The organism is Streptomyces sp. NPDC001156, assembly GCF_053598275.1.
On record NZ_JBSFJX010000007.1, the window covers coordinates 65,382 to 92,139 of the forward strand.

20 protein-coding genes are annotated in these 26,758 nt (G+C 71.6%); 8 read left to right on the forward strand and 12 right to left on the reverse strand.

From position 1 onward, the window contains the following. Positions 1 to 3 precede the first annotated feature (3 nt). The 3 genes from ACWDA7_RS06050 to ACWDA7_RS06060 are packed head-to-tail and all read right to left on the reverse strand — an operon-like array spanning position 4 to position 4,167. The gene (locus ACWDA7_RS06050; RefSeq protein WP_450602978.1) at positions 4 to 1,602 is read right to left on the reverse strand and encodes an acyl-CoA carboxylase subunit beta; all 1,599 of its coding nucleotides are present in this window, start codon (positions 1,600 to 1,602) and stop codon (positions 4 to 6) included. A 37-nt stretch (positions 1,603 to 1,639) separates the two neighbouring features. Next, entirely contained in the window at positions 1,640 to 3,349 is a 1,710-nt protein-coding gene (locus ACWDA7_RS06055; protein ID WP_450602979.1) for an acyclic terpene utilization AtuA family protein, read from the reverse strand. Next, positions 3,346 to 4,167: a TIGR03084 family metal-binding protein gene (locus ACWDA7_RS06060; protein WP_450602980.1), complete on the reverse strand. Its 822-nt coding sequence runs from the start codon at positions 4,165 to 4,167 to the stop codon at positions 3,346 to 3,348. The genes ACWDA7_RS06055 and ACWDA7_RS06060 overlap by 4 nt, the downstream gene beginning before the upstream one ends. A gap of 340 nt (positions 4,168 to 4,507) precedes the next feature. Here ACWDA7_RS06060 and ACWDA7_RS06065 point away from each other — a divergent pair, with 340 nt between their 5' ends. Then, positions 4,508 to 5,458: an EamA family transporter gene (locus tag ACWDA7_RS06065; RefSeq protein ID WP_450602981.1), complete on the forward strand. Its 951-nt coding sequence runs from the start codon at positions 4,508 to 4,510 to the stop codon at positions 5,456 to 5,458. Positions 5,459 to 5,471: 13 nt separating this feature from the next. Here the strand turns inward: ACWDA7_RS06065 and ACWDA7_RS06070 are convergent, their stop codons facing one another. After that, the gene (locus tag ACWDA7_RS06070) at positions 5,472 to 6,596 is read right to left on the reverse strand and encodes a lipid II:glycine glycyltransferase FemX (RefSeq protein WP_450602982.1); all 1,125 of its coding nucleotides are present in this window, start codon (positions 6,594 to 6,596) and stop codon (positions 5,472 to 5,474) included. Positions 6,597 to 6,783: 187 nt separating this feature from the next. After that, the gene (locus tag ACWDA7_RS06075) at positions 6,784 to 9,738 is read right to left on the reverse strand and encodes an FAD-linked oxidase C-terminal domain-containing protein (protein WP_450602983.1); all 2,955 of its coding nucleotides are present in this window, start codon (positions 9,736 to 9,738) and stop codon (positions 6,784 to 6,786) included. A gap of 290 nt (positions 9,739 to 10,028) precedes the next feature. On the opposite strand from ACWDA7_RS06075, the gene serC reads away from it, so the two are divergent. Next, positions 10,029 to 11,147 carry a phosphoserine transaminase gene (gene serC, locus ACWDA7_RS06080; RefSeq protein ID WP_450602984.1) on the forward strand — a complete coding sequence of 373 codons (1,119 nt, stop codon included), beginning with the start codon at positions 10,029 to 10,031 and terminating at the stop codon, positions 11,145 to 11,147. 66 nt (positions 11,148 to 11,213) lie between these two features. Here serC and ACWDA7_RS06085 read toward each other — a convergent pair whose 3' ends face one another. Beyond that, entirely contained in the window at positions 11,214 to 12,200 is a 987-nt protein-coding gene (locus ACWDA7_RS06085) for a WD40 repeat domain-containing protein (RefSeq protein WP_450602985.1), read from the reverse strand. Positions 12,201 to 12,342: 142 nt separating this feature from the next. Between ACWDA7_RS06085 and ACWDA7_RS06090 the strand changes: the two genes are divergently transcribed. Then, positions 12,343 to 13,026, forward strand: a complete 684-nt coding sequence (locus tag ACWDA7_RS06090; RefSeq protein ID WP_450602986.1) for a GDSL-type esterase/lipase family protein — start codon at positions 12,343 to 12,345, stop codon at positions 13,024 to 13,026. A 75-nt stretch (positions 13,027 to 13,101) separates the two neighbouring features. Further along, complete coding sequence (locus tag ACWDA7_RS06095) at positions 13,102 to 14,094, forward strand: aldo/keto reductase (RefSeq protein ID WP_450602987.1); 993 nt, start codon at positions 13,102 to 13,104, stop codon at positions 14,092 to 14,094. A 155-nt stretch (positions 14,095 to 14,249) separates the two neighbouring features. On the opposite strand, the gene thpR is transcribed toward ACWDA7_RS06095, so the two are convergent. Next, positions 14,250 to 14,843: an RNA 2',3'-cyclic phosphodiesterase gene (thpR, locus tag ACWDA7_RS06100; protein ID WP_450602988.1), complete on the reverse strand. Its 594-nt coding sequence runs from the start codon at positions 14,841 to 14,843 to the stop codon at positions 14,250 to 14,252. A gap of 113 nt (positions 14,844 to 14,956) precedes the next feature. On the opposite strand from thpR, the gene ACWDA7_RS06105 reads away from it, so the two are divergent. Beyond that, positions 14,957 to 15,544, forward strand: coding sequence for a Uma2 family endonuclease (locus ACWDA7_RS06105; protein WP_450602989.1), 588 nt, complete (start codon positions 14,957 to 14,959; stop codon positions 15,542 to 15,544). 30 nt (positions 15,545 to 15,574) lie between these two features. Here ACWDA7_RS06105 and ACWDA7_RS06110 read toward each other — a convergent pair whose 3' ends face one another. Continuing rightward, on the reverse strand, positions 15,575 to 16,987 hold the full coding sequence (locus ACWDA7_RS06110) for an MFS transporter (protein ID WP_450602990.1): 1,413 nt from the start codon (positions 16,985 to 16,987) through the stop codon (positions 15,575 to 15,577). Positions 16,988 to 17,062: 75 nt separating this feature from the next. After that, positions 17,063 to 17,500 (reverse strand): MarR family winged helix-turn-helix transcriptional regulator, encoded by a 438-nt coding sequence (locus ACWDA7_RS06115; RefSeq protein ID WP_360993296.1) that lies wholly within the window; start codon positions 17,498 to 17,500, stop codon positions 17,063 to 17,065. 191 nt (positions 17,501 to 17,691) lie between these two features. Between ACWDA7_RS06115 and ACWDA7_RS06120 the strand changes: the two genes are divergently transcribed. After that, positions 17,692 to 17,874 (forward strand): plasmid mobilization protein, encoded by a 183-nt coding sequence (locus tag ACWDA7_RS06120; protein ID WP_359393950.1) that lies wholly within the window; start codon positions 17,692 to 17,694, stop codon positions 17,872 to 17,874. Between the two features lie 18 nt (positions 17,875 to 17,892). On the opposite strand, the gene ACWDA7_RS06125 is transcribed toward ACWDA7_RS06120, so the two are convergent. After that, complete coding sequence (locus tag ACWDA7_RS06125; protein WP_450602991.1) at positions 17,893 to 19,344, reverse strand: NCS2 family permease; 1,452 nt, start codon at positions 19,342 to 19,344, stop codon at positions 17,893 to 17,895. Between the two features lie 252 nt (positions 19,345 to 19,596). On the opposite strand from ACWDA7_RS06125, the gene ACWDA7_RS06130 reads away from it, so the two are divergent. Further along, complete coding sequence (locus ACWDA7_RS06130; RefSeq protein WP_359393946.1) at positions 19,597 to 19,848, forward strand: DUF2530 domain-containing protein; 252 nt, start codon at positions 19,597 to 19,599, stop codon at positions 19,846 to 19,848. Between the two features lie 101 nt (positions 19,849 to 19,949). Continuing rightward, the gene (locus tag ACWDA7_RS06135) at positions 19,950 to 22,343 is read left to right on the forward strand and encodes a cation-translocating P-type ATPase (protein WP_450602992.1); all 2,394 of its coding nucleotides are present in this window, start codon (positions 19,950 to 19,952) and stop codon (positions 22,341 to 22,343) included. Positions 22,344 to 22,497: 154 nt separating this feature from the next. Here ACWDA7_RS06135 and ACWDA7_RS06140 read toward each other — a convergent pair whose 3' ends face one another. Together ACWDA7_RS06140 and ACWDA7_RS06145 are read right to left on the reverse strand one after the other, a co-directional pair. Continuing rightward, positions 22,498 to 23,337, reverse strand: coding sequence for a hypothetical protein (locus ACWDA7_RS06140; RefSeq protein ID WP_450602993.1), 840 nt, complete (start codon positions 23,335 to 23,337; stop codon positions 22,498 to 22,500). Positions 23,338 to 23,562: 225 nt separating this feature from the next. Further along, positions 23,563 to 26,682: a sacsin N-terminal ATP-binding-like domain-containing protein gene (locus ACWDA7_RS06145; RefSeq protein WP_450602994.1), complete on the reverse strand. Its 3,120-nt coding sequence runs from the start codon at positions 26,680 to 26,682 to the stop codon at positions 23,563 to 23,565. Positions 26,683 to 26,758 lie beyond the last annotated feature (76 nt).

Below are 26,758 nucleotides of genomic sequence, written 5' to 3' on the forward strand. Positions count from 1 at the left end.
GCCTCACATCCGGAAGACGCCGAAACCGCCACGCGCGCCCTCGTAAGGCGCCGTGTGGATCGCGGACAGGCACAGGCCGAGGACGGTGCGGGTGTCGCGGGGGTCGATGACGCCGTCGTCGTACAGCCGCCCGGACAGGAACATCGGCAGGGACTCGGACTCGATCTGCTGCTCCACCATGGCGCGCAGGGCCGTGTCCGCGTCCTCGTCGTAGGGGCGGCCCCGGTCCGCCGCGGACTGCCGGGCGACGATGGAGAGCACGCCGGCGAGCTGCTGCGGGCCCATGACCGCCGACTTGGCGCTGGGCCAGGCGAACAGGAAGCGCGGGTCGTAGGCCCGGCCGCACATGCCGTAGTGCCCGGCCCCGTACGAGGCGCCCATGAGCACGGACAGATGCGGCACCCGGCTGTTGGACACCGCGTTGATCATCATCGCGCCGTGCTTGATGATGCCGCCCTGCTCGTACTCCTTGCCGACCATGTAGCCGGTGGTGTTGTGCAGGAACAGCAGCGGGATGTCGCGCTGGTTGGCCAGCTGGATGAACTGGGCGGCCTTCTGGGACTCCGCGCTGAAGAGCACGCCCTGGGCGTTCGCCAGGATCCCGACCGGGTAGCCGTGCAGGGCGGCCCAGCCGGTGCACAGGCTCGTCCCGTACAGCGGCTTGAACTCGTCGAAGTCGGAGCCGTCGACGATACGGGCGATGACCTCGCGCGGGTCGAAGGGCACCTTCAGATCGTCGGGGACGATCCCGAGGAGTTCCTCCGCGTCGTACTTGGGCGGGGCCGCCGGTCCCGGATCGGGGTACGCCTTGCGGTGGTTGAGGCGGGCGACCACGCGTCGTGCCTGCCGCAGGGCGTCCTGCTCGTCGACGGCGAAGTAGTCCGCGAGGCCCGACACGCGCGCGTGCATCTCGGCACCGCCGAGGGACTCGTCGTCGCTCTCCTCGCCGGTGGCCATCTTGACGAGCGGCGGGCCGCCGAGGAAGACCTTCGCACGCTCCTTGACCATGATCACGTGGTCCGACATGCCCGGGATGTAGGCGCCGCCCGCCGTCGAGTTCCCGAAGACGACGGCGACGGTGGGGATTCCTGCGGCGGACAGCCGGGTGAGGTCGCGGAAGATGGCGCCGCCCGGGATGAAGATCTCCTTCTGGGACGGCAGGTCGGCGCCGCCCGACTCGACGAGGCTGATGCACGGCAGCCGGTTGGCGAGCGCGATGTCGTTGGCGCGCAGCGCCTTCTTCAGGCTCCACGGATTGCTGGCACCGCCGCGCACGGTCGGGTCGTTCGCGGTGATCAGGCACTCGACGCCCTCGACGACGCCGATACCGGTCACGAGCGAGGCGCCCACCGTGTACTCGCTGCCCCAGGCGGCGAGCGGGGACAGCTCCAGGAACGGTGTGTCCGGGTCGAGGAGCAGTTCGATGCGCTCGCGGGCGAGCAGCTTGCCCCGCCCGCGGTGCCGTTCGACGTACTTCTCGCCGCCGCCCGCTAGGGCCTTGGCGTGCTCGGCCTCCAGCTGGGCGAGTTTGGCGAGCAGGGCGTCGCGGTTCGCCCGGTGGTCCGGGTCGTCGACGTCCACGGCCGTGGAAAGGGCCGTCACGGGCGGGCCTCCGGGGTGTGGGACGGGCGTGCGGCGGTCACAGAAGGGCCTCCGGCAGATCGAGGTGGCGGGCGCGCAGCCATTCGCCGAGGGCCTTGGCCTGCGGGTCGAAGCGGTACTGCGCGGCGACGCCCTCGCCGAGGAGCCCCTCGACGACGAAGTTGAGGGCGCGCAGGTTCGGCAGGACATGGCGTACGACGGCCAAGGACCCGGTTTCCGGGAGGAGTTCGCGGAAGCGGTCGACGGTGAGCGTGTGGGCGAGCCAGCGCCAGGCCTCGTCCGTGCGCACCCACACCCCGACGTTGGCGTTCCCGCCCTTGTCCCCGCTGCGGGCCCCGGCGACGAGACCGAGCGGTGCGCGCCGGGACGGACCCGGCGGCAGCGGCTCGGGCAGGGGCGGTTCCGGCACGTCGTCGAGGGCGAGGGTGCCGTGGGCCGGGACCACGGGGATCCGTCGTCCGTCGTGGAGGACTGCCTCGTGTCCGACGGCGTCACGGTCGACGTGGGTGGCCTCGAAGACCCCGTAGGGGGAGCCCTTTCCCGGTGGCGCGACCAAGTGGAAGCCCGGGTAGCTCGCGAGCGCCAGTTCGACCGCCGCGCCGCTGAACGCCCGGCCCACCGCCTCCTCGGTCCGGTCCCGTACGACCAGCCGGAGCACGGCGCTCGCCGTCTCCTCGGTCTGTGCGTCGGGGTGATCGGTACGGGCCAGGTCCCAGCGGACCTCTGCGGGGCGGGACTTGGCCGCGTCCAGGGCCGCCTCCATCTGGGCCCGGACGAGCCCGGCCTTGGCCTCGATGTCGAGTCCCGTCAGCACGAAGGCGACCTCGTTCCGGAAGCCGCCGAGCCGGTTCAGGCCGACCTTGAGCGTCGGGGGCGGCGCCTCGCCGCGTACCCCCTCGATACGCACCCGGTCGGGTCCCTCCTGGGTGAGCCGGACCGTGTCCAGACGGGTGGTGACGTCCGGGCCCGCGTACCGGGCGCCGGCCGTCTCGTAGAGGAGTTGCGCGGTGACCGTGCCGATGTCCACGACGCCGCCGGTGCCCTCGTGCTTGGTGATGACGCTGCTGCCGTCCTCGTGGAGTTCCGCGATCGGGAAACCGGGCCGGAACAGCCGCTCGGCCGGGTGCTCGCCGAAGAAGGCGTAGTTGCCGCCGGTGGCCTGGGCCCCGCACTCCAGGACGTGCCCGGCGGCCACCGCGCCGGCGAGCCGGTCGTACTCCTCGGCGCCCCAGCCGAAGTGGGCGGCCGCGGGCCCGGTGACGAGCGCGGCGTCCGTCACCCGACCGGTGACCACGATGTCGGCGCCCTCGCGCAGGCACGCCGCGATGCCGTGCCCGCCCAGGTAGGCGTGGGCGGCGAGGGCCCCGGGGTGGGACGCGGTGAGGTCGTCGCCCTCCACATGGGCCACGCGTGCCGGGACGCCGAGCCGGCCGGCCAGTTCCCGGACCGCGTCCGCGAGTCCGGCCGGGTTCAGGCCACCCGCGTTCGTCACGATCCGCACACCCCGCGCATGGGCGAGGCCCAGGCACTCCTCCAACTGGCCGAGGAACGTGCGCGCGTAGCCTCCGGCAGCGTTCTTGAGGCGGTCACGGCCGAGGATCAGCATGGTCAGCTCGGCGAGGTAGTCGCCGGTGACGACATCGAGCGGGCCACCGGTGAGCATCTCGCGCAGGGCGTCGAAGCGGTCGCCGTAGAACCCGGAGGCGTTGCCGATGCGGAGGGGGCGGACGGGCGTCGGGGGGGTCAACGGGACTCCCTCTCGCCTTCCGCGCCCGATGTGCCCTTGGGTGCCCGCCCCTCGCCCGGCGGTCCCGCGAACGCCTGCGCGATGTCGAGCCACCGGTCGGCGTCCGGTCCTTCGGCCCGCACCGCGAGGTCGGCGCGGTGGGCGCGCTGGGTGACCAGTAGACAGAAGTCGAGCGCCGGGCCGGTCACCCGCTGGGCGGCGTCCTCGGGCCCGTACACCCAGACGTCGCCGCCCGTGGGCGCGGCCAGCTCCACCCGGAACTCCTCGCCCGGCGCGCTCAGTCCGCGTACCGCGAAGGCGAAGTCACGCGCCCGGACGCCGATACGCACCACATGCCGCAGCCGGTCGGTCGGGGTGCGCCGCACACCGAGCGTGTCGGCGACGTCCTGCCCGTGCGCCCAGGTCTCCATCAGCCGGCCGGTGGCCATGGACGCGACGGACATGGGCGGCCCGTACCAGGGGAAGCGGGTGCCCGAGGGGGCGGCGCGCAGCGCGCGGTCCAGGGCGGCGCGGCCCTCCCGCCACTCGGCGAGCAGACGGGCGGACGGCAGTGCGGCCCCCTCACGCGCGGCATCGTCGACCCAGGTGCCGGGGGACGCGAGCGCCTTCTCCACCTCCACCGAGAACGCGTCCGCATCCGTCACGGCCAGCAGGGCGGCCCGGTCCGTCCAGGCGAGGTGTGCGATCTGGTGGGCGACGGTCCAGCCGGCGGCAGGTGTGGGGAGGGCCCATCGGCTCTGGGCCAACCCGGCCACCAGCCGGTCGAGTTCCTCGCTCTCCCGGCCCAGATCGTCGATCACTGACGATGCGTCGGACACGATGCGCTCCCCTCGGGGCACGACGGTGTGCGTGGGGAGCATGGCAGCGGGCACAGAAACAAGCAAGCGTGCTTGCATTGATTTTCCCTCGCAGGACGGAGCGAGACAGCCGCGGGCGCACGGCGCGCGGGTCGCCAGGGAACGCACAGCGTGGGCCCCGGGGGGACCGGACGGCCGCCCGCTGTTCCGCGACGGGACGCCCTGGTACGGCATCTGACGCGCACGCGACGCCACCCGTACAGGCGCATACAGGGTTCACACGCCTGACTGAGTCCATTACCCTGGACCGTCAGGTGCACCATGCTGAACGAACTCTGCGTCGACTCCTCTGGAAGGCCCCGTGAACACGCCCAGCGCCGCCCCCTCCACCCCGGCTGCCGCGACCGGACCGGCTCCCGCGCACCCGGCGCCCGGCGGACCGCGCCTGCGGGGCGGCTCCCTGGGTCCCGTGGGCCTGGTGCTCGCCGGAGGCATCTCCGTCCAGTTCGGCGGGGCACTCGCGGTGACCCTGATGCCCCGTGCGGGCGCTCTCGGTGTGGTCACCCTGCGGCTCGTCGTCGCGGCCGTCGTGCTGCTTCTCGTCTGCCGGCCGCGGCTGCGCGGGCACTCGCGCACCGACTGGGGCACGGTCGTCGTCTTCGGTATCACCATGGCCGCGATGAACGGCCTCTTCTATCAGGCCGTGCACCGCATCGCGCTGGGCCCCGCCGTCACCCTGGAGGTCCTCGGCCCGCTGGCCCTGTCCGTGCTCGCCTCCCGGCGGGCGGTGAACCTCATCTGGGCGGGCCTCGCGCTGGCCGGCGTCTTCCTGCTGGGCGGGGGCTTCGGGCACATGGACCCGGCGGGCGTGGCCTTCGCGCTCTCCGCGGGCGCGATGTGGGCGGGGTACATCGTCTTCAGCGCCCGTACGGGCCGGCGGTTCCCGCAGGCCGACGGGCTCGCGCTCGCGATGGCCGTCGCGGCGGTGCTGTTCGTGCCGCTGGGGATCGCCGAATCAGGCTCGAAACTGCTCGTGCCGACGACGGTCGGGCTCGGCGCGGCCGTGGCGATGCTCTCCTCCGTCCTCCCGTACACCCTGGAGCTGCTCGCCCTGCGCCGTCTGCCCGCCTCCACCTTCGCGGTCCTGATGAGCCTGGAACCGGCGCTCGCGGCGACCGCGGGCTTCCTCGTCCTCGGCCAGTCCCTGACCGCGAGTCAGGCAGTGGCCATCGTGCTGGTCATCGCGGCGAGCATGGGCGCGGTCCGGACACAGGTCGGGCGGGGCAAGGTGCCGGCGGAACCGGAAGCGTAGAGCAGGGCGACGCTCACCGGCGCGACATGTAGAGACCCAGCGCCCTGTGCAGCAGCCGGTTGAGCGGGAGATCCCACTCGCCCAGGTACTCCACCGCGTGGCCGCCGGTGCCGGTCTTGAACCGGAGCAGGCCCAGCAGGGGGTCGGCCTCGTCGAGGGTGTCGGAGATGCCGCGCAGGTCGTAGACGGCGGCGCCGCTGCCGTGGGCGTCGGTCATCATGCGCCACTGGATCGCGTTGCTCGGCTGGACCTCGCGCCGGCGGGCGGTGGAGGCGCCGTACGAGTACCAGACGTGTGTGCCGACCGTCAGCATCGTCGCGGCGGCCAGGACGTCGCCCTCGTGGTGGGCGAGGTAGAGCCGCATGCGGTCCGGGTCCTCCGCGGTCAGCGCGGTCCACATCCGCTGGAAGTAGGGCAGCGGGCGCGGGATGAAGCGGTCGCGCTCGGCGGTCTCCGCATAGAGGGCGTGGAAGACCGGCAGGTCGTCGTATCCGCCCTGGACCACCTTCACGCCCGCCTTCTCGGCCTTCTTCACATTGCGCCGCCACTGCTGGTTGAGGCCGCTCCGGACGTCCTCCAGCGTCCGTCCCTCGAGCGGTACCTGGAAGACGTAGCGCGGCTGACCCGCCGCGAAGCCGTCCTCGCCGCCCGCTCCCGTCTGCCGCCAGCCCATGCGGCGCAGCCGGTCCGCGACCTCCATGGCGCGCGGCTCGTGCTCGGTCGCCGGCACCTCCCCAAGCCGCCGGGCGTGCGGGTCCGCGATGGCCGCCTTGACGGCGTCCGCGCTCCAGCGGCGGACGACCACCGGAGGGCCCATCTTCAGCGAGAAGGCCCCACGGCTCCTCAGATGCGCGACCATCGGCCGGAGCCACCGGTCGAGGTCCGGCGCATACCAGTCGATGACCGGGCCCTCGGGCAGATACGCCAGACACCGCTTGAGCCTCGGTAGCGGGCGGAGCAGGACCAGGCCCACACCGATCGGCCACCCACCGCCCTCCTCGAACCAGCCGAGGCTCTCCGCGTGCCAGTCCGGCTTCACGTCTCCCCACGACGGCACCTGCATGTGGCTGACCGACGGACGCGATGCGACGAACTCCAGGTGCTCCTCGCGGGGGATCGGGCGGATGCGGAGGGTCATGCGGAGCTCCTCGGATGGTGGACGGCACGTCGACGCCGATACGGACGCGGCCGGCCCGGAATCCGGCTCAGGACACCGGGGGTCCGTCACCGGCCGGGCCGAGGGGCCCGCTCAGCCCCGCCTCTTCATCCTTCCGGGCAGCTCCGGTGCCGCCACGTCGTCCGCGTGGAGTTCACCGCGTTGGTCGTCACCTGCCCGTCCCCTCCAGCCCCTCCGCCAGCACCTCTGCCAGATGCCTCGCGCGACGGCCCGCGAGCTGCTCCATCTGGGTACGGCAGGAGAATCCGTCCGCGAGGAGGACTGCCCCCTGAGGAGCCGACCGCACCGCGGGCAGCAGCCGCTCCTCCGCGACGGCCCGCGACACCTCGAAGTGGCCCTTCACGAAGCCGAAGTCGCCCGCGAGTCCGCAGCAGCCGCCTTCCAGTTCTCCGGTGAGGCCCGCCGCCTCGCGCAGCCGGCGATCGGCCGCGTCACCCAGGACCGCGTGCTGGTGGCAGTGGGTCTGGCCGACCACCGGGCGGTCCACCGCGGGAGGAGTCCAGCCGGGGGCCAAGCCCTCCAGGGCCTCCGCGAACGTGAACACTCCGGAGGCGAGGGCGGCCGCCCGCGGGTCGTCGTGCAGCAGCTCCGGCAGATCGGTGCGGAGCGCCGCCGCACAGCTCGGTTCGAGGACGACCACCGGGAGACCCTCCTCCAGCACCGGTTCCACCAGGTCGAGCGTGCGGCGCAGAACGGTGCGGGCCCGGTCCAGCTGGCCCGTGGAGACATAGGTCAGGCCACAGCAGACCCGGCCGCGACGGGCCGCCGGCCGTGCGCCGCCGTCCCATGCCGAACGCGCGCGTGCCGTCGGCGGCAGGACCGGCCTCAGTCCCGCCGCCTCCAGCACGCGCACGGCCGCCTTGCCCACCGCCGGGGACAGATGCTCCGTGAAGGTGTCGGGCCACAGGACGAGTCGCGGTCCGCCACCCGCCTCGGCGCGCGTCCGTCCGCTCCACCACCGGCTGAACGTCTCCTCGGCCAGCCGCGGAATCCCCCGCTCGGGTGCGATGCCGCCCAGTCGCCTGCCCAGCGCCGCCAACGGCCCGGCGGACGCAAGGGCGTTGACGACCGGCGCGGTGCGCGTACGGGCGACCGCCCGCAGCCACACCGGCAGCCACCCCATCGCGTAGTGCGCGGCCGGTCTGCGCCGCCCCGCGTAGTGGTGGTGCAGGAACTCCGCCTTGTACGTGGCCATGTCGACGCCGACCGGGCAGTCCGTGCGGCAGCCCTTGCAGGACAGGCACAGGTCCAGGGCGTCCCGCACCTCGGTCGACCGCCAGCCTTCGGTGACCACCTCGCCCGCCAGCATCTCGTGCAGCAGCCGGGCCCGCCCGCGTGTGGAGTGCTCCTCCTCGCCCGTCACCCGGAAGGAGGGGCACATCACGTCCGTCCCGGACACCGTCGTCGTACGGCACTTGGCGACGCCCACGCACCGGCGCACCGCAGCCGAGAAGTCGCCGCCGTCCGCGGGGTAGCCGAAGGCGACCTCGACAGGCTCGCGGGGAAGGACCGCGAACCTCAGGTTCTCGTCGAGCCGGGCCGGGCGCACCAGCATCCCCGGGTTGAGCAGGTCGTCCGGGTCCCAGACGGCCTTGGCCCGCTCGAAGAGGGCGACCAGTCCCGGTCCGTACATCTTCGGAAGCAGCTCCGCCCGCGCCTGGCCGTCGCCGTGCTCCCCGGAGAGCGAGCCGCCGTGGGAGACGACCAGGTCCGCGATGTCCTCGGAGAAGCGGCGGAAACGGGCGATGCCCGCATCGGTCAGCAGGTCGAAGTCGATGCGGACGTGGATGCAGCCGTCCCCGAAGTGGCCGTACGGCCTCCCGCGCAGACCGTGGTCGGCCAGCAGGCGTCTGAAGTCCCTGAGATACGGGCCGAGTCGGGCCGGCGGCACCGCGCAGTCCTCCCAGCCGGGCCAGGCCTCCGTACCTCCCGGGGCCCCCGTCCCGGAGGTGTCCGCGGGCATCCGCGTGGCCGTACCGCTCGCGTCCTCGCGCAGGCGCCACAGCGCACGCTGTGCCGCCGGGTCCGTGACCACCAGGGAGTCCGTCGCGTCGGCCGCCCGGACGATCGCCTCCGCATGCGCGCGTGCCTCCGGCGCGCTCGCTCCGCCCACCTCCACGAACAGCCAGGCGCCACCGCGCGGCAGCCCCGCCGACGGCGGCACGAGGTCGGCGGCCATGCCCTCCAGCGTCAGCGGGCCTCCCCAGCCCCCGGCTTCGCCCGAGCGGGGGGACCGCGACGGCCGCAGTCCCGCCGCGGCCTGGGCCGCCGCGCTCTCGTCCCCGTACGCCAGCACGGCGAGCGCATGCGCGCGGGGTGCCTCGACGAGGTCCACGACCGCCTCGGTCAGCACGCCCAGCGTGCCCTCCGAACCGCAGAGGGAACGCGCCACGTCCACGCCCTTCTCCGGCAGCAGCGCGTCCAGCGCGTACCCGGAGATACGGCGCGGCAGCTCCGGATACCCCGTGCGCAGCAGCGCCAACTCGCCCTCCACGAGGGAGCGCAGACCCTCCGGGGCGCCCCGCCAGTCGCGGCCGAGGGTCAGCGCGGCGCCTCGCGCCGTCAGCACCGACAGCTCGCGCACGTTGTCCGCCGTGGTGCCCCAGGCCACCGAGTGGGAGCCGCACGCGTTGTTGCCGATCATTCCGCCCAAGGTGCAGCGGCTGTGCGTGGAGGGGTCCGGGCCGAAGCGCAGGCCGTGCGGCGCGACGGCCTCCTGAAGGCGGTCCAGGACCACTCCCGGCTGCACCACCGCCGTGCGCGCCCCGGGATCCAGGGACACGATCCTGTTCATGTGCCGGGTGAAGTCGAGGACCACGCCTGTGCCCGTGGCCTGCCCGGCGATCGACGTGCCGCCGCCGCGGGCGACCACCGGCACGCCGTGCGCCCGGCACACGCTCAGCGCCGCGGCCACGTCGTCGGCGTCCCGAGGGGCCACCACACCGAGTGGCACCCGTCGGTAGTTGGACGCGTCCATGGTGTGCAGCGCCCGCGCCGTCGTACCGAACTCGACCGCGCCGCGCATCGCCGCGCGCAGCCGCGCACCCAGCGCGCCGACGTCCACGCCCGCCGGTCCGTGCCCTCGTCCACCTGGATCCGTCATGCTTCCCAGCATGCCTCCCCTCACTGACAGTGACCGTCCGGGATCACGCCGATACCGTCTCGTGGGCCGGCGGCGACACAGAACGAACCGAGCCGAATGCCATGGGCTGATCATTCGGACCGTCATGGGTCCCCCGCTCGAGGGAAGCCGCGCGTGGGGGAGTTCGTGGGCAGGGCGGTTCGGGCCACGGCCGGGGCCTGGGGCGCGACCTCCCGTGGACGGCCGACAACCACGTCTCATCGAATGGATACGCTTCGCCCGGGTTTCGCGAAACGGATACGCTCCCCTGCGTGGCTGACATCCAGATTCCTGCTGACCTCAAGCCCGCTGACGGCCGTTTCGGCGCGGGTCCCTCCAAGGTGCGGGTGGAGGCGCTGGACGCCCTCGCCGCCACGGGTAGCTCCCTGCTCGGCACGTCCCACCGCCAGGCCCCGGTCAAGAACCTGGTCGGCAAGGTACGCGAGGGCGTCCGCGAGCTCTTCCAGCTCCCCGACGGCTACGAGGTCATCCTCGGCAACGGCGGCTCCACCGCGTTCTGGGACATCGCGACCCACGGTCTGATCGAGAACAAGTCGCAGCACCTCAGCTTCGGCGAGTTCTCCTCCAAGTTCGCGAAGGCGGCGAAGCTCGCCCCGTGGCTCGCCGAGCCCACGGTCATCTCCTCCGACCCGGGCACGCACCCGCAGCCGGGGGCGGAGGAGGGCGTCGACGTCTACGCCCTCACCCACAACGAGACGTCGACGGGCGTCGCGATGCCGATCAGGCGCGTCGAGGGCGCGGACCCCGGGTCCCTGGTCCTCGTGGACGCCACCTCCGGCGCCGGCGGTCTCCCCGTCGACATCGCCGAGACGGACGTCTACTACTTCGCCCCGCAGAAGTCCTTCGCCTCCGACGGCGGCCTGTGGATCGGGATCTTCTCGCCGGCCGCACTCGAGCGCGCCGAGCGCATCCACGCCTCCGGGCGCCACGTGCCGGAGTTCTTCAGCCTCCCCACGGCGATCGACAACTCCCGTAAGAACCAGACGTACAACACCCCGGCCCTCGCCACCCTGTTCCTGCTCAACGAGCAGGTGGAGTGGCTGAACGGCCAGGGCGGCCTGGACTTCGCGGTCCGCCGCACGGCCACCTCCGCGCGCACGCTCTACGGCTGGGCCGAGGACGTGAAGTTCGCGACCCCGTTCGTCGCCGACCCGGCCAAGCGCTCGCAGGTCATCGGCACGATCGACTTCTCCGACGAGGTCGACGCCGCGGCCGTCGCCAAGGTGCTGCGCGCCAACGGCATCGTGGACACCGAGCCGTACCGCAAGCTCGGCCGCAACCAGCTGCGCATCGCGATGTTCCCGGCGATCGACCCGGCGGACGTCGAGGCGCTGACGAAGTGCGTGGACTACGTGATCGAGAAGCTCTGACCTCTCGCCGCGTCACCGAGGGGCGCTCCGGTACTCACCGGGGCGCCCCTCGTGCATGCCTGACGGTCAGCGGGGGCCGCGGCGCAGCAGCCGTTTGAGGCCGAAGACGAGGACGAAGCCGATGGCGAGCACCAGGGCGCCGACCTTGTAGTCGGCCTTCATGGCCGCTCCCCCGCCGGCGTCGCCCTGTGTACTGTCCTTCCCGGACGGCGACTTGGAACCGCCGGCGCCCTGCCGGTAGGGCACGCTCTCGGCCTGCACCTCGCTGTCGGTGCCCTCGCTGCCGTACAGGAGCTGCGACCCGTCGGTGGTGTACGTGACCGATTCGCCCTGCCGTTGCAGGGGCACCTCGAGCCGGCCCTGCCGCTTGATGTGCCCGTCGTTCCACGCGTATGCGATGCCGCCGAAGTAGCCGCGCACGGCGAGTTGCCCGCCGTCCGGTGAGAAAGCGGCGTCGGTGGCCCACAGGTCGACGGTGGCGACGGGCCGGAAGACGTTCGTCCCGGTGGACGACAGCTCGGCCGGGCCTTCGTAGAGGTGCCCGCCTTCCTCCTTCTTGTCGATGATGTAGACGCGCCCTGTCTTGGGGTGCACCACGAGGGACTCCGCGTCCCGGGGCCCGTTCGAGTACTTCACCACGTACTGGGTGGCGCGGACCGTCTGGTCCTTGAGCACCTTGGGCTCGGGCAGCTTGTAGATCCACACGTACGGCCAGGTGCCGCCGAGGTTGTCGCCGATGTCCCCGACGTAGATCTGGTTTCCCGGGCCGATGGAGATGGCCTCGACGTCGCGCGGTGTGCCGACGCCGCGGAGGGTGACGGTGGCGACCGTCTTCCCGGTGCGGCCATCCACGGCGTAGATGTACGGGCCGTCGTCGCTGTCGTTGTGGGTCCAGTAGATGCCCGGGTGCAGCCGTGAGGCGGCGAGCCCGCTGGACTCGGTGATGCGGGGGTCCGTGATGGTGAAGCCGTCGCCGTCACCGGCGGCGGAGGCGGGCGCGGCGAGCGCACCGATGAGAAGGGCCCCGGCGAGTAAGGCGAGCGATCGACGCATGCCCTCAAGCCTGCCATCCGCGGGCCTGTTCATCGGCCTCCTTGATCAACGCAGCCGATTTCCACCGTGCGTGTCGATCCTCACACCCGCCCCGCCCCATACGTCCTCCCTGCGTCAGGCGGCGATCGTCCATGATGAGCGGATGCTCAGGTTCATGCCCGTAGGCGATTCCATGACGATCGGGAGCGCGGGCGAACACACATGGCGCTACCGGCTGTGGCAGCACCTGTGCGCGACGCACGGCGGCCCGTTCTCGCTCGTGGGGCCGCGCGAGACGCTCCATGACAAGGCGACGGACGCGCCGACGTCGTACGCCTACGCCGAACCCGGCTTCCCGCGGGCCCATCTGGCGGGCTGGGGCGAGGGCTGGTTCCACATGGTGCCGCTGATCGCCGGCGCCGTACGGGAGTCGCGCGCGGATGTGCTGCTGGTCTCGCTGGGCCTGATCGACCTGGGCTTCTACACGAACGCGGAACAGACCGCGGAGAACGTGAGCAGGTTCGTGGCCGAGGCGCGCACGGCGAACCCGCGCATCCGCATGGTCCTGCTCCCCGTGATCCCGAACATCCGGGCCGAGGCTGACGACTCGTTCGCGACGCAGGTGACCCTCTTCAACGAGCTTCTGGCGAAGGCGGTGGCGGATCTGGACGAGCCCCGCTCGCCGCTTCTGCTCACCTCGATCCCGCCGTCGTACGACTTCCACCGGGACACCTACGACGGCACGCACCCGAACGCGAGCGGCGAGCACAAGATCGCGGAGGCGTTCGCGGGGGCGATGTGGGAGGCATGGGGGGTCGGGCACACGTACGCGGCCGGAACAGGCTGACTCGATCCCGGCGTCCCCTGCTCACGGTGCGGCTCCCTTGCCTAGAGCGCACTCCACGCATTTGGGTAGGCAGTCATGGAGTACACGCAGCTCGGACGCACAGGACTCAAGGTCAGCCGGCTCGTCCTCGGGACCATGAACTTCGGCCCGCAGACCGACGAGGCCGACAGCCACTCGATCATGGACGCGGCGCTGGACGCGGGCATCAACTTCTTCGACACCGCCAACGTGTACGGCTGGGGCGAGAACAAGGGCCGCACCGAGAGCATCATCGGCAACTGGTTCGCCAAGGGCGGTGACCGGCGCGACAAGGTCGTCCTCGCCACCAAGGTCTACGGCAACATGGCCGCGGACGGCGACGCCTGGCCCAACCACGACAAACTCTCCGCCCTCAACATCCGGCGGTCGGTCGACGCCAGCCTGCAGCGGCTGCAGACCGACCACATCGACCTGTACCAGTTCCACCACATCGACCGGCGGACCCCCTTCGAGGAGATCTGGCAGGCCATCGACGTCCTGGTGCAGCAGGGCAAGATCCTCTACGCCGGATCCAGCAACTTCCCCGGATACAAGATCGCCCAGGCCAACGAGATCGCCGCGCGCCGGCACGGCACGATCGGCCTCGTCAGCGAGCAGTGCCTCTACAACCTCGCCGAGCGCCGAGCCGAGATGGAGGTCATCCCGGCCGCGCAGGACTACGGGCTCGGCGTCATCCCCTGGTCGCCGCTGCACGGCGGGCTGCTCGGCGGCGTCATCAAGAAGGAGGTCGAGGGCGGACGCCGCGCCACGGGCCGCTCCGCCGACGCCCTGGCCAACACCTCCGTGCGGGCACAGGTCCAGGCCTACGAGGATCTGCTCGACAAGCACGGCGTCGAACCCGGTGAGGCGGCCCTCGCCTGGCTGCTGACCCGTCCCGGTGTCACCGGCCCCATCGTCGGCCCGCGCACCGCCGGGCAACTGGAGTCGGCCCTGCGGGCGGTGGAGCTGGAGTTGTCCGAGGAGCTGCTGGCCGGGCTGGACGACATCTTCCCGGGTCCGGGGCCGTCCCCGGAGGCGTTCGCCTGGTGAGCTCGCACGGCTCCCGGTAGGCCGGGCCGGCCGCGCTCCGCATCACCTGCCGAGCGCGGCCGCCACGGCTACGACGGCGAACAGCAGCACAAGCGCACCGGCCATGATCTGGTTCCGTGTTTTCGGGTCCACTCTTCGAGACTAACCGGCACCCTCTAGGAACCGTCCGCCGGACCATGCCCCGCGGGCCCTAGCGGCCAGCGGGCGACCGGCTCGTAGCGGGGCTGCTCACCGGGCACGCCGGACCTCGGCAGGTTGCTGCGGACCAGGACCAACTCGTCCACCGTCCAGGTACTGCTGCGGAAGTCGCGCAGGGTCTCGACATACGGCCGCGCATCCACCGCGTCACGGCTGCGCGCCACCGTCAGGTGTGCCTTGTAGCGGCGGTGCTCCCCCATGGATACGCCCGCCTTGCGCGCCGCCGCCTCGGAGCGGTCGGCCAGCAGCCCCAGGGTCGGCAGGTCGCCCTCGGCGCCCGCCCACAGCGCCCGCCCGTGCCCGAACTGCCCGCCGCCCCGCAGCGCGAGCGGGAAGGACGGCGTACGGCGTGCCACGCTCTCCAGGCGCGCCGAGAGCTCCGGTAGGACCTCCTCGTCGACCTCCCCGTAGAAGGCGAGCGTGAAGTGCCAGCCGGGCCGGCCGGTCCAGCGCAGTGCGTCCGCCCCGGGCAGCCGCTTCAACTCGGCCACCTCACGGGCGAGCTCGTCGGTGACGTCTTCCGGTGGCAGGAGCGCGACGAAGAGTCTCATGGGACCAGTCTCCCCGGGGTGCCCTTGAAGGTCCGGGCGTGTCCTGGTCACCGTGCGTATCGTTGTACCGCGCGGCTGCATGCAAACAGGCAGCAGCGCGGAGGAGCGGCACAGTGACTGTTCTGGCAGACAGGATCGAGATGGCCGACCAGGGCGAGGAGCTCAGCCTCGACACTATGTTCGACTGGCTGGAGCAGATGCACATCCCCGAGGGTTTCAAGACCGAGATCGTCGAGGGGGGCATCTTCGTGACGCCACAGCGGGACACCCACTGGGAAATCATCGCGGCCATCTACGAACAGCTGCGCACCAAGTATCCGCGCCAGCGCGTGAAGTCCGACGTCCGCATCGACTACCCGGGGCATCTCAACGGCTTCGCGTCCGACGTCGTGGCGCTCGCGGAGGACGCTCGGAAGGACGACAAGGGTCACTGGCGTCACCAGGACGTCGAGTTCGTCGCCGAAGTGATCTCGAGGGACACCGCTCGCAACGACCACGGGCCGAAGAAGGCCGCCTACGCCGCCGCCGAGGTGCCGGTGTACCTGATCGTGGATCCGTACACCGGCACCTGGCATCTGCACACCCTGCCGAAGGACGGCGCATACCGCGGCGAGCTCACCCTGGACTTCGGCGAGGAGATCGACCTGACCGGGACCGTCGTGGGGCTGGTCCTCAAGACGGACGAGTTCCCTCGCGACTGACCCCCGGGCCCGCAGGGGCCAGGGCCCGGTCTACGCCGCCGTCGCCAGCTCCTCCCGCCGCTCGCTCGGGACGAAGCGGACCTCCGGGCGGCCGCGGTTCCAGCCGACCGACAGGCGCAGCCCGCCGACCCGGGCGAGGACCAGGCCGATCGTGACGGCCGCCGCGGCCGAGACGGCACCGCCGAGGGCGAAGCCGACCCGCGGGCCCCAGGTGTCCGTGATCCAGCCGACCAGGGGCGCGCCCAGCGGCGTACCGCCCATGAAGACCATCATGAACAGGGCCATGACGCGGCCGCGCATCGCCGGGTCCGTGCCCATCTGGACAGTCGTGTTCGCGGTGACGTTCACGGTCAGACCGAAGATCCCTATCGGGACCATCAGCAGCGCGAACAGCCACAGCGACGGGGCCCCGGCCGCCACGATCTCCAGCACGCCGAAGACGGCCGCCGCCGCGATCAGCACACGCAGCCGGGCCGCGCCGCGGCGGGCGGCGAGCAGCGCACCGGTCAGCGAGCCGAGCGCCATCAGCGTGTTGAAGAGGCTGTAGGCGCCGGCGCCCGCGTGGAAGACATGCCCCGCGTACGCCGACAGCCACACCGGGAAGTTGAAGCCGAAGGTGCCGATGAAGCCGACCAGGACGATCGGCCAGAGCAGCTCCGGTCGCCCGGCCACATAGCGCAGGCCCTCACGGAGCTGGCCCTTGCCGCGCGGGGCGCGCTCCACCGTGTGCAGCTCACGGGCCCGCATCAGCAGCAGGCCGACGATGGGGGCGAGGAAGGACAGTCCGTTGAACAGGAAGGCCCAGCCCGTGCCGACCCCGGTGATCAGGACACCGGCCACCGCTGGGCCCACCAGACGGGCGGACTGGAAGTTCGCCGAGTTCAGGCTGACCGCGTTCTGCAGCTGCCGGGGGCCGACCATCTCGGAGACGAAGGACTGGCGGGCCGGGTTGTCCACGACCGTGGCGAGTCCCACGGCGAAGGCCGCGAGGTAGACGTGCCAGACCCGGACGTCGCCGGAGAGGGTGAGGAACGCGAGGACGATGCCCGTGGCACCCATCGCCGACTGCGTGACCAGCAGCGCCGGGCGCTTGGGGAGGCGGTCGACGAGGACGCCGCCGTACAGGCCGAAGAGCAGCATCGGCAGGAACTGCAGCGCCGTGGTGACACCCACGGCGGCGGAGGAGCCGGTCAGGCTCAGCACCAGCCAGTCCTGGGCGATGCGCTGCATCCATGTGCCGGTGTTGGAGACGACCTGGCCGAGGAAGAACAGCCGGTAGTTGCGCACGCGCAGCGAGCTGAACATGGAAGAGGTGCGGGGCTTCGCCCGTTCGACGGGCTCGGCGCTCCCGGCGGGGGTGGAGGCCTGGTCGGTCTCGTGGATGGACGGGGAGTCGTGGGTGGCTGGTGCGGGGGCGGAAGCTGCTCCGGTTCCCGAACTCAAAAGGGTTCGCCTCCTTGCGATGACGGCTTCGTGCGTACGCGGGTGGGGGCCGCGTCTGTCATGGGTGCGCACCGGTCACAGGTGCGCGAGCTTCTCCAGCACGGGGGCGGCGGCGCGGAGTTTCGCCCACTCGTCCTCGTCCAGGCCCTCGACCAGTCCGGCCAGGAAGGCGTTCCGCTTGCGGCGGCTCTCCTCGAGCATCGCCTCGGCCCGCTCGGTCTGGGTGACCACCTTCTGGCGCCGGTCCTCGGGGTGCGGCTCGAGCTGCACCAGACCCTTGCTCTCCAGCAGCGTCACGATGCGGGTCATCGAGGGCGGCTGGACGTGCTCCTTGCGGGCGAGCTCGCCCGGTGTGGCGGAACCGCAGCGGGCCAGGGTGCCGAGCACCGACATCTCGGTCGGGCTCAGCGACTCGTCGACCCGCTGGTGCTTGAGTCGGCGCGACAGGCGCATCACAGCGGAGCGGAGAGCGTTCACGGCGGCAGCGTCGTCGCCATGGGTCAGGTCAGCCATACCCTTAGGGTAACTCATTACTTTCCCTAAAGACCACCGGAGCACGCCGCCAGTCGGGTGACACAGGCCACTAGCCGCCGCTTGCTCTTGATATTGTCCGTGAAGCTTCTGAGCTGCACTTATCACCCAAACGAGTGATCCATCGGCGGACGTGACGCACCACCCGCCCGAGTCCGGCAACCCTCATAGCCATGGGGACCAACGTGCTCAGCGTGCGGATGGACCGGGAGCTGCTCGACCGCATCCGGCATCGCGCCGCCCAAAGAGGGATGAGCGTCCAGGACTATGTCGTCCGGACGCTCATCCGAGATGACTTCGACGAGCGGTTCAAGGCCGCCGTCGAAGAGACGGAACGGTTCTACGGGGTCACCTGACCGGCGGCCCCCGGCGGATCAGGTCAGGCCCAGTGCCGGCATCAGGTAGTAGAAGCCGAAGACCGCCGCCACCACGTACATCGGGGCCGGCACCTCGCGGCCGCGGCCGGCCGCGAGGCGCAGGATCACGAAGGTGATGAAGCCCATGCCGATGCCGTTCGTGATCGAGTAAGTGAAGGGCATCGTCATCATCGTCACGAAGGCGGGGATGGCGATCGTGTGATCCGACCAGTCGATCTCCTTCACGGAGCTGGACAGGATCAGGAAGCCCACCGCCACCAGTGCCGGGGTGGCCGCCTGGGACGGAACCATGGTGGCGACCGGGGTGAGGAAGAGGGCCACGGCGAACAGCGCGCCCGTGACGACGTTCGCGAAGCCCGTGCGCGCGCCCTCGCCGACGCCCGCCGTGGACTCCACGAAGCAGGTGGTGGCCGAGGAGGAGCTCGCACCGCCCGCCGCGACGGCGATGCCGTCCACGAAGAGGACCTTGTTGATGCCGGGCATGTTGCCCTCGGCGTCGGTCAGCTTGGCCTCGTCGCTGATGCCCATGATCGTGCCCATCGCGTCGAAGAAGCACGACAGCAGGACCGTGAAGACGAAGAGGAGCCCGGTCAGCACACCGACCTTGCCGAAGCCGCCGAAGAGGCTGACCTTGCCGATCAGGCCGAAGTCCGGGGTGGCGACGGGGTTGCCGGGCCACTTCGGAACGGTCAGGCCCCAGGACGGGATCTTGGCGACCGTGTTGAGGATCAGCGCGAGGACCGTCATCGAGACGATCGAGATCAGGATCGCGCCCTGCACCTTGCGGACGATCAGCGCGAAGGTGAGCAGCGTGCCCAGGATGAAGATCAGCACCGGCCAGCCGTTCAGATGGCCGTCGCCACCCAGCTGGAGCGGGACCGTGGTCTGCGCGACGTCCGGGATGCGGGTGACGAAGCCGGAGTCGACAAGACCGATCAGCATGATGAACAGGCCGATACCGATCGAGATGCCCTTACGCAGGCCGAGCGGCACGGCGTTCATCACCCGCTCGCGCAGTCCGGTGGCGACCAGCAGCATGACCACGACGCCGGCGAGGACCACCATGCCCATCGCGTCCGGCCATGACATCCGGGGGGCGAGCTGGAGCGCCACGACCGTGTTCACGCCGAGGCCGGCCGCCAGGGCGATCGGGACGTTGCCGATGACGCCCATGAGCAGCGTGGTGAAGGCGGCGGTGAGGGCGGTGGCGGTGACGAGCTGGCCGTGGTCCAGGTGGTGCCCGTACATGTCCTTCGCGCTGCCGAGGATGATCGGGTTCAGCACGATGATGTAGGCCATCGCGAAGAAGGTGGCGAAACCGCCTCGGATCTCACGCGGCAGCGTGCTGCCCCGCTCGGAGATCTTGAAGTAGCGGTCGAGGGCTCCGGACGGGGGCCGGGTGCCCGGCTGCTGCGGGGCGGGGACCTTGGCGGGGGCCGAGGTGGGCATACGGGACCTCAAGGGTGCGGGGGATCTCGAACAAAAAGTGATCGAGTCTCACCGCCGTCGGATCTCCAGCGGATTCCCCATGTGCCCGTTGGAGGTTCCTACGAACATAAGCGGCCAGACTCGAACTGTTTCAGTATGAACATATAAGGCGCAGATCGCTATCTCCGCGCGTAGACCCTTGGCAGGCGCAAGCCTCCGCGGAGCACACGGGGTGTCCGCACCCCGCGGACGCGCTCCTCGTAAGCTGTGCCCATGGCGAAGTGGACCCCCAGGCACGAGGCGCCGGAGCCCCTTGAGGGCCCCGTGGTCGCCACCATCACCGGCGGCACGATCCTCTGGTTCGTCCTCTTCCTGGCCCAGCTCCCCTTCTACGGCTGGTTCGCCGACCACGGCCACACCTGGTGGCTGTGGACGTGCCTGGCCGGAGCGGGCCTCGGCTGCATCGGCATCTGGTACGTCCGCAGGCGGGACGCGGCCATCAAGCGGGCGGCCGCTCAGCAGTAGCCGGGTTCCGTACAACCACCCCACGACCCCCGTCCTCCTCGGGTCGGATCTTTGGGGCACTCGGCGGGTGAAGGCGCAAATCCGCACGTACCGTCGAATGCATGACGCATATCGACGCGGGCGCCGAACTCGATCCCGTCCACCCCGTCCCCGTGCCGGGGCGGACGCGGGGACTGTCCGCCGCCGAGGTGGCCGAACGGGTCGCCCGCGGTCAGGTCAACGATGTTCCCGTCCGCAGCAGCCGCTCCCTGGGCGAGATCGTCCGCGCGAACGTCTTCACCCGCTTCAACGCGATCATCGGTGTGCTCTGGGTGGTCATGCTGTGCGTGGCGCCCTTCCAGGACAGCCTCTTCGGTTACGTGATCATCGCCAACACCGGCATCGGCATCATCCAGGAGTGGCGCGCCAAGAAGACCCTGGACTCGCTCGCGGTGATCGGCGAGGCGAGACCGACGGTGCGCCGGGAAGGGGTGGCCGTCCTCGTGGGCACCTCGGAGATCGTGCTGGACGACGTCATCGAGATCGGGCCCGGCGACAAGATCGTGGTCGACGGCGCCTGCGTCGAGAGCGACGGGCTGGAGATCGACGAGTCGCTGCTGACCGGTGAGGCGGACCCCGTGGTCAAACGGCCCGGGGGCACGGTGATGTCCGGCAGCTTCGTCGTCGCCGGCAGCGGCGCCTTCGAGGCGACCAAAGTGGGGCGCGAGGCCTACGCCGCCCAGCTCGCCGAGGAGGCCACCCGCTTCACGCTCGTCCACTCCGAGCTGCGCAGCGGTATATCCACGATCCTCAAGTACGTGACCTGGATGATGGTCCCGACCGCGATCGGCCTGATCATCAGCCAGCTGGTGGTCAAGCAGTCCGGGTTCAAGGACTCCCTGGCCCGCACGGTCGGCGGCATCGTGCCCATGGTGCCCGAGGGGCTCGTCCTGCTGACCTCTGTCGCCTTCGCCATCGGGGTCATCCGGCTGGGGCGCAAGCAGGTCCTGGTCCAGGAACTCCCCGCGATCGAGGGGCTCGCCCGGGTCGACACCGTCTGCCTGGACAAGACGGGCACCCTGACCGAGGGCGGGATGGACGTCACCGAGTTGCGGCCACTGCAGGGCGCCGACGAGACGTACATCCGCCAGGTCCTCGGCGCCCTCGGCGAGTCGGACCCACGCCCGAACGCCTCCCTCCAGGCGATCATCGACGCCTACCCGGACAGCGAGGAGTGGCGCTGTGTCCAGGCGCTCCCCTTTTCCTCGGCCCGCAAGTACAGCGGCGCGTCCTTCAGCGAGGGCGACGGCGAATCCAGTACATGGCTCCTGGGCGCCCCCGACGTCCTGCTGGACCCCGACGACCCGGCCCTGACCGAGACCGAGCGACTCAACGAGCAGGGGCTGCGCGTGCTGCTGCTCGCCCGGGTCTCAGGGGACCTGGACGACCCCCGGATCACGGCGGGCGCCCAGCCCACCGCCCTGGTCGTGCTGGAGCAGCGGCTGCGGCCCGACGCCGCCGACACCCTGCGCTACTTCGCCGACCAGAACGTCCGCGCCAAGGTGGTCTCCGGCGACAACGCGGTGTCCGTCGGCGCGGTGGCCGGAAAACTCGGCATCGCAGGCAAGGTCCTGGACGCTCGGCGCCTGCCCTCGAACCAGGCCGAGATGGCGAAGTCGCTCGACAAGGGGACCGTGTTCGGACGGGTCACCCCGCAGCAGAAACGGGACATGGTGGGCGCGCTCCAGGCGCACGGGCACACGGTGGCGATGACGGGCGACGGAGTGAACGACGTGCTCGCGCTCAAGGACGCGGACATCGGCGTCTCGATGGGCTCCGGCTCGGAGGCGACCCGGGCCGTGGCCCAGATCGTGCTGCTGGACAACAGCTTCGCGACGCTGCCGTCGGTGGTCGGCGAGGGCCGGCGCGTGATCGGGAACATCACCCGGGTGGCCACGCTGTTCCTGGTGAAGACGGTCTACTCGGTGCTGCTCGCGGTGCTGGTGGTGTGCTGGCAGGTGGAGTACCCGTTCCTGCCCCGGCACCTGACGCTGCTGTCGACGCTGACGATCGGCATCCCCGCCTTCTTCCTCGCGCTCGCCCCCAACAAGGAGCGGGCGAAACCGCACTTCGTGCGCCGGGTGATGCGGTACTCAGTCCCGGGCGGGGCCGTGGCCGCGATCGCGACCTTCGTCACCTATCTGATCGCCCGGCACCACTACACGGGTCCTGGCTCACTGGACGCGGAGACCAGCGCGGCGACCCTCACTCTGTTCCTGATCTCCATGTGGGTGCTGGCGATCGTCGCCCGGCCCTACACCTGGTGGCGCGTCACCCTGGTGGCGGCGATGGGCGTGGCGTTTCTGTTCGTCCTGATCGTGCCCGCCCTCCAGCGCTTCTTCGCACTGAAGCTGGTCGGGCTCGCCATCCCGTGGATCGCGGTGGGCATCGCGGCGCTGGCGGCGGTCGCCCTCGAGTTCGTCTGGAAGTGGGGCGACCGCCGCGTGCCCGCGTGAGCTGCACCGTGGGCCACACGCTCTGGCGGCCGTAGCCGGCCGAGCGCACGAAACGGGCCGGGGCCGCCCCGTCGGAGCGGCCCCGGCCCGCAGAACGGAATCGGCCCCCGTGTCCCGGACGGAACGCGGGGGCCGAGCCGTACCTCGGGTCAGATCACTTCACGTCGACGTAGTCAGCGGTGGCGCTGACGCCCGCGACGGTCGGGCTGCCCGCGAAGCTGTAGCGGAAGTAGCCGTCGGTGGACGCCTTGACCGTGGTCTTGAGGGCGCCCGTCGAGGACGTCTTGATGGACTTCACCGTGGTGTAGGTGGTGGAGCCCTTCTTGCGGAACTGGAGCTTGACGTACTGGCCCGCGTAGCCGGCGTACGTGCCGTTCTCCCAGTTGGCGCGCGAGAGCTTGCCCGCGACGGTGATGGTGCTGCCCTTCTTCACCGGCTCCGGGGTGGCGTCCGTGGTCAGCTTGCCGCCGCGCAGCACCTTGACGCTGCCGAGGTTGCCCTGCTCCTTGGAGTCGGCGTTCTGGGTGACGGCGATGCCACCGGCGGTCCAGGTACCGGCGTCGGCGTTCGCGAGGTCGGACCGGTAGACCGTGAGGACGGCCGTGCAGCTGAGGACCGTCGACGAGGTGGCGGTGCAGGTGCCCGGGTCGTCGGCGATCTCCACGTTGGTGGGCTTGGTGATCGAGGAGCCGCGGTAGATGAGCGGTCCGGTGAGGAAGTTGTCGACGCTGGTGTCGAGACCGGCGGCGTGCGTCACGGTGTAGGTGACCGGCACGTTCACCTTGGTGCCGGTGCCGAGAACGATCGCCTTGCCCTTGTTGACCTTCATGTTGGAGAAGGTGACGTTGAGCGTGGCGGTGGCGCCCGTCTTGGCGGTGACGGAGCTGAAGGAGGCCTTGGCGGACGGGGCAGCAGCCGCCTGGGCGGCCGGCACGGCGAAGGCGGAGATGGCCAGGGCGCCGGTGAGGGCGGCCGCAGTGGCGCGAATACGCATTGCGTTCTCCACGTGGAGAAAGGGGCCAGGGGTTGCCCACCCCTGGGGCCCAAGTGTCTGGGGAGTCTGTTGACTCGGATGATCAGATCAACAGCCGAAACCCTTGGTTGTGCACGGCCAAGCTTTCTTTGCCGTCGCATGACCAGGCCGCCCGGCGGCACGTTCCGCGGGCACCGCCCGGAGCCGCGGGCACCGCCCGACGGCTCCGGGAGTAGGGTCAGGGCCTCAGTCGAACCAGCGGTCCCGTGCCAGTTCCTCGGTGCGGGACGGGTCCTCCAGCAGCGCCGCGACCTCGAAGCGGCGCGGCCACTGGCCCGCCGCCCAGGCGAGGCCCGCGGCGACGCCCTCCAGCGTGGCGGCGTGGAGCACGCCGTCCGAGGTCAGGCGCCAGTCGATCTCCACACCGTCCACGACGAGCTCGTCGTGCTCGATGTACGACGCCGGCGTGGCTGAACCCAGCAGGACCCGTACGGACTCCGGTACGTCGTGCTCGACGCCCTCGGAGGTGACCTCGCCCGTCACCGACTCGCTCAGCCGCCGCACCTGGAACAGCTCGGCGAGTTCGGCCGCCCGCGTCGGGCGCACCGGGAGCAACGCAACGCCCTCGGTGAAGGGCAGCAGATCGGGCGAATCGACGACCACCGCGTCGGCGGCGTCCACGACGGCGACCCGGCCGTCGACGACCGCGCGCAGGTCGTCGGGCAGCGTCACCTGCTCCGGGTCCAGTTCGGCCAGGGCCCCGTACAGACCGTGGAGTTGGGCGGCGGACACGGGCCGCTCGGGTTCGGCGAGCCGGTCCAGCAGTTCCGCGGCACCACCGGGCTCCTCCAGCAGGGCCGCCACCGAAGTCCTCACGCCGAGAGCCCGCAGCACCTGTTCGTCGTCGAAGCCGGTCGCGTCCGCCTCGTCGTACAGACCGTGCAGCAGCGGATCGCCGCCCGCGGCCCGCAGACCGGCGGGGCGCCGTCCGTCGAGCACGGGGTGACCGCGCAGCCACCAGGCCGTGTACGGCCGGACGATCTCGTGCGTGCCGTCCGGCAGCAGGATGCGCACGGGCTGGGTGAGGGCGTCCCGCAGCGGGGGCTGCGAGAGCAGGGCGAGCGCCTGCGGCCAGCGGTCGTCGTCCACGAGGTCGAGGTCGCGTACGGCGACGATCTCGGTGGCCACCGGCGGTACGGGGGTGTCGGGCAGCCGGTCCAGGACGTCCTCGCACCACACGTCGACGGCGTCGAGGAGCCCGACGTCGTCGGGTTCGGCGAAGTCCGACTCGCGGGGCTCCAGTTCGTCCGGGTCCAGGACGACATCGGTGGCACGCACCAGGGTGAAGTTGACCAGCACCCCGCAGGCGGCCAGCGGCTGTTCACCCCAGCGCTCGGCCAACTCGGAGTCGACGAAGGCCAATTCACCCTCACGCATGACGCGCGCGAAGTAGCTGCCGGGCAGGACCAGTTCCCCGGCGGGTGCGAGCTCACCGTCCTCGTCGGGCAGGGCGAGCGCGCCGAGCCAGGGCTCCTCACCCGGTTCGAGCCCGGCGTCCCGGACGAGCGCGAGCACGGTGTCGGCCAGCTCCTCGGCGTCCAGGCCCTCCTGGTCCCAGCCGGGGCCCTCGTCGTCGAGCGAGGCGGCGACCGCTGCCCGCACCTGCGGGGTGGTGAGCACGGCGCGCGGGGTGGCCGGCAGGGCCCCCAGCTTCTCCAGCAGGGGGTGCGCCGCGTCCGGGTGCGCGACCTTGAGGCCCAGCCGGGCCAGGGCCTCCGGAGCCACCGGCGGACCCTCCACGGTCGGCAGCAGGATCTGCCGCGGCCCGATCGTCGTCCGTCCGTCGGCCAGCGGCACGGGCAGGCCGGACAGCCGGTCCGGGTCGACCCCGGCCAGGCTGTTGTACAGCCGCCACCACCAGTCGGGCTCCTTCTCGAGACCCGCGAGCCGGTCGACCGCCTCCGTCAGCGGCACCCGGGCGACCCCCAGCGTCCGCAGCTCCACGCGGCGCTCCAGACCGGCGGGCAGCAGACTGGGCAGCACCTCGGCGAGGACCCGCACGGTCTCGGCGCCGGCGCCCTCCACGATCTCGGCGTCCCGTGGGCGCAGCGCCTCCGGCAGCTCCATGTCGTCGCCCGCGTCGTTGGCCGGCGGCAGGAAGGCGGTGCGCGGCAGCCGGTCGAGGACGGCCTGGCGCAGCGCGCCGTCCAGCGCACCCTTGCCGAGCGGGCCCGGGACCAGGTCGATGATGCCCGGGGTCACCGGGCGCCAGACGCCGAGGAGTTCGGCGTACGCGTCGGCCGCCCGCTCCACCAGGAAGTCGGTCAGCGGGCCCGGGGCGGTGTGCCGGCGGGTGGTGTCCAGCGGGAACGAGGCGATGAGCAGGGCGGGTACCCCGAGGGCCTCGTCGCTCGGAGTGGGGGCGTGCACGACCGGTGCCGTACGGGGCCGGGCCGGGGTGCCGTCCGCGTTGACGGGGACGGCCCAGGTCACGGACCAGTGGGGGCGCAGTCGCTCCTCCACCGGGCGGTCGGCGAGGAGGTCAGGGGTGAGGGGGCCGTGCTGGGAGACGGTCCGCCAGCGGGTGGTGCCGTCCCGGGAGTCCTCGACGACCGTGTCGGTGCCGTCGGTGCGGCGGCGCAGCGTGCGCAGGCCCGTGCCCTCGATCTCGACGACGACCTCTTCGAGACCGGGCAGGGCGAGCAGGAGGGCGTCGTCGACGGCCTGCAGGAGCCGTTCGGCGAGGTCGGCGGCGGCCGTGTCGCGCAACGGGAGGATGACGACGGTGTCGTACGGGTCGGGAGCGGTCCCCTCGGCGGCGAACGGCAGCCGCAGCAGCGGTACGTGCCCATCGCGGCGGCGGATCTCGTCGCCGAGGCCGGGGCTGCGCCGGGCGGTCTCGTCGGCCAGTTCACGGGCCTCGGCCAGGGACCAGCGGACACCGCCGTGCCGGCCGACGACCGCAGGCTCGTCGCTGACCGCGAGGACGGCCGCGAAGCCGACGCCGAAGCGGCCCACGGTCGCGTCATGGCTGTCGCGCTTGGCGGAGGCCCGCAGCGTGGAGAGCGACTCGACGCCGACCGCGTCGAGGGGCGCGCCGGTGTTGGCCGCGACCAGCACACCTTCGCGGAGGGTGAGCCGCAGGCGGCCGGGCACCTGCGCCCGGGCCGCGGCGTCGGCGGCGTTCTGCGCGAGCTCGACGACCAGGCGGTCGCGGTACCCGCCGAGTACCAGGTCCTCCTCGGCGTTGGCGTCCTCACGGAACCGGGCCGGGCTGGTGGCCCAGGCCTCCAGCACCCCGTGCCGCAGGCGGGCCGTGCCGAACGGGTCCGCGCCCTCGGCTGCCGGCTGCACGAACTTGCTCACGGTTCACTCTCCCTCTCAGCGCGTGCGGGACGAAGGTACCGTGCGCCGGGGACACCGCGGCTCGCGGAATGCGCCG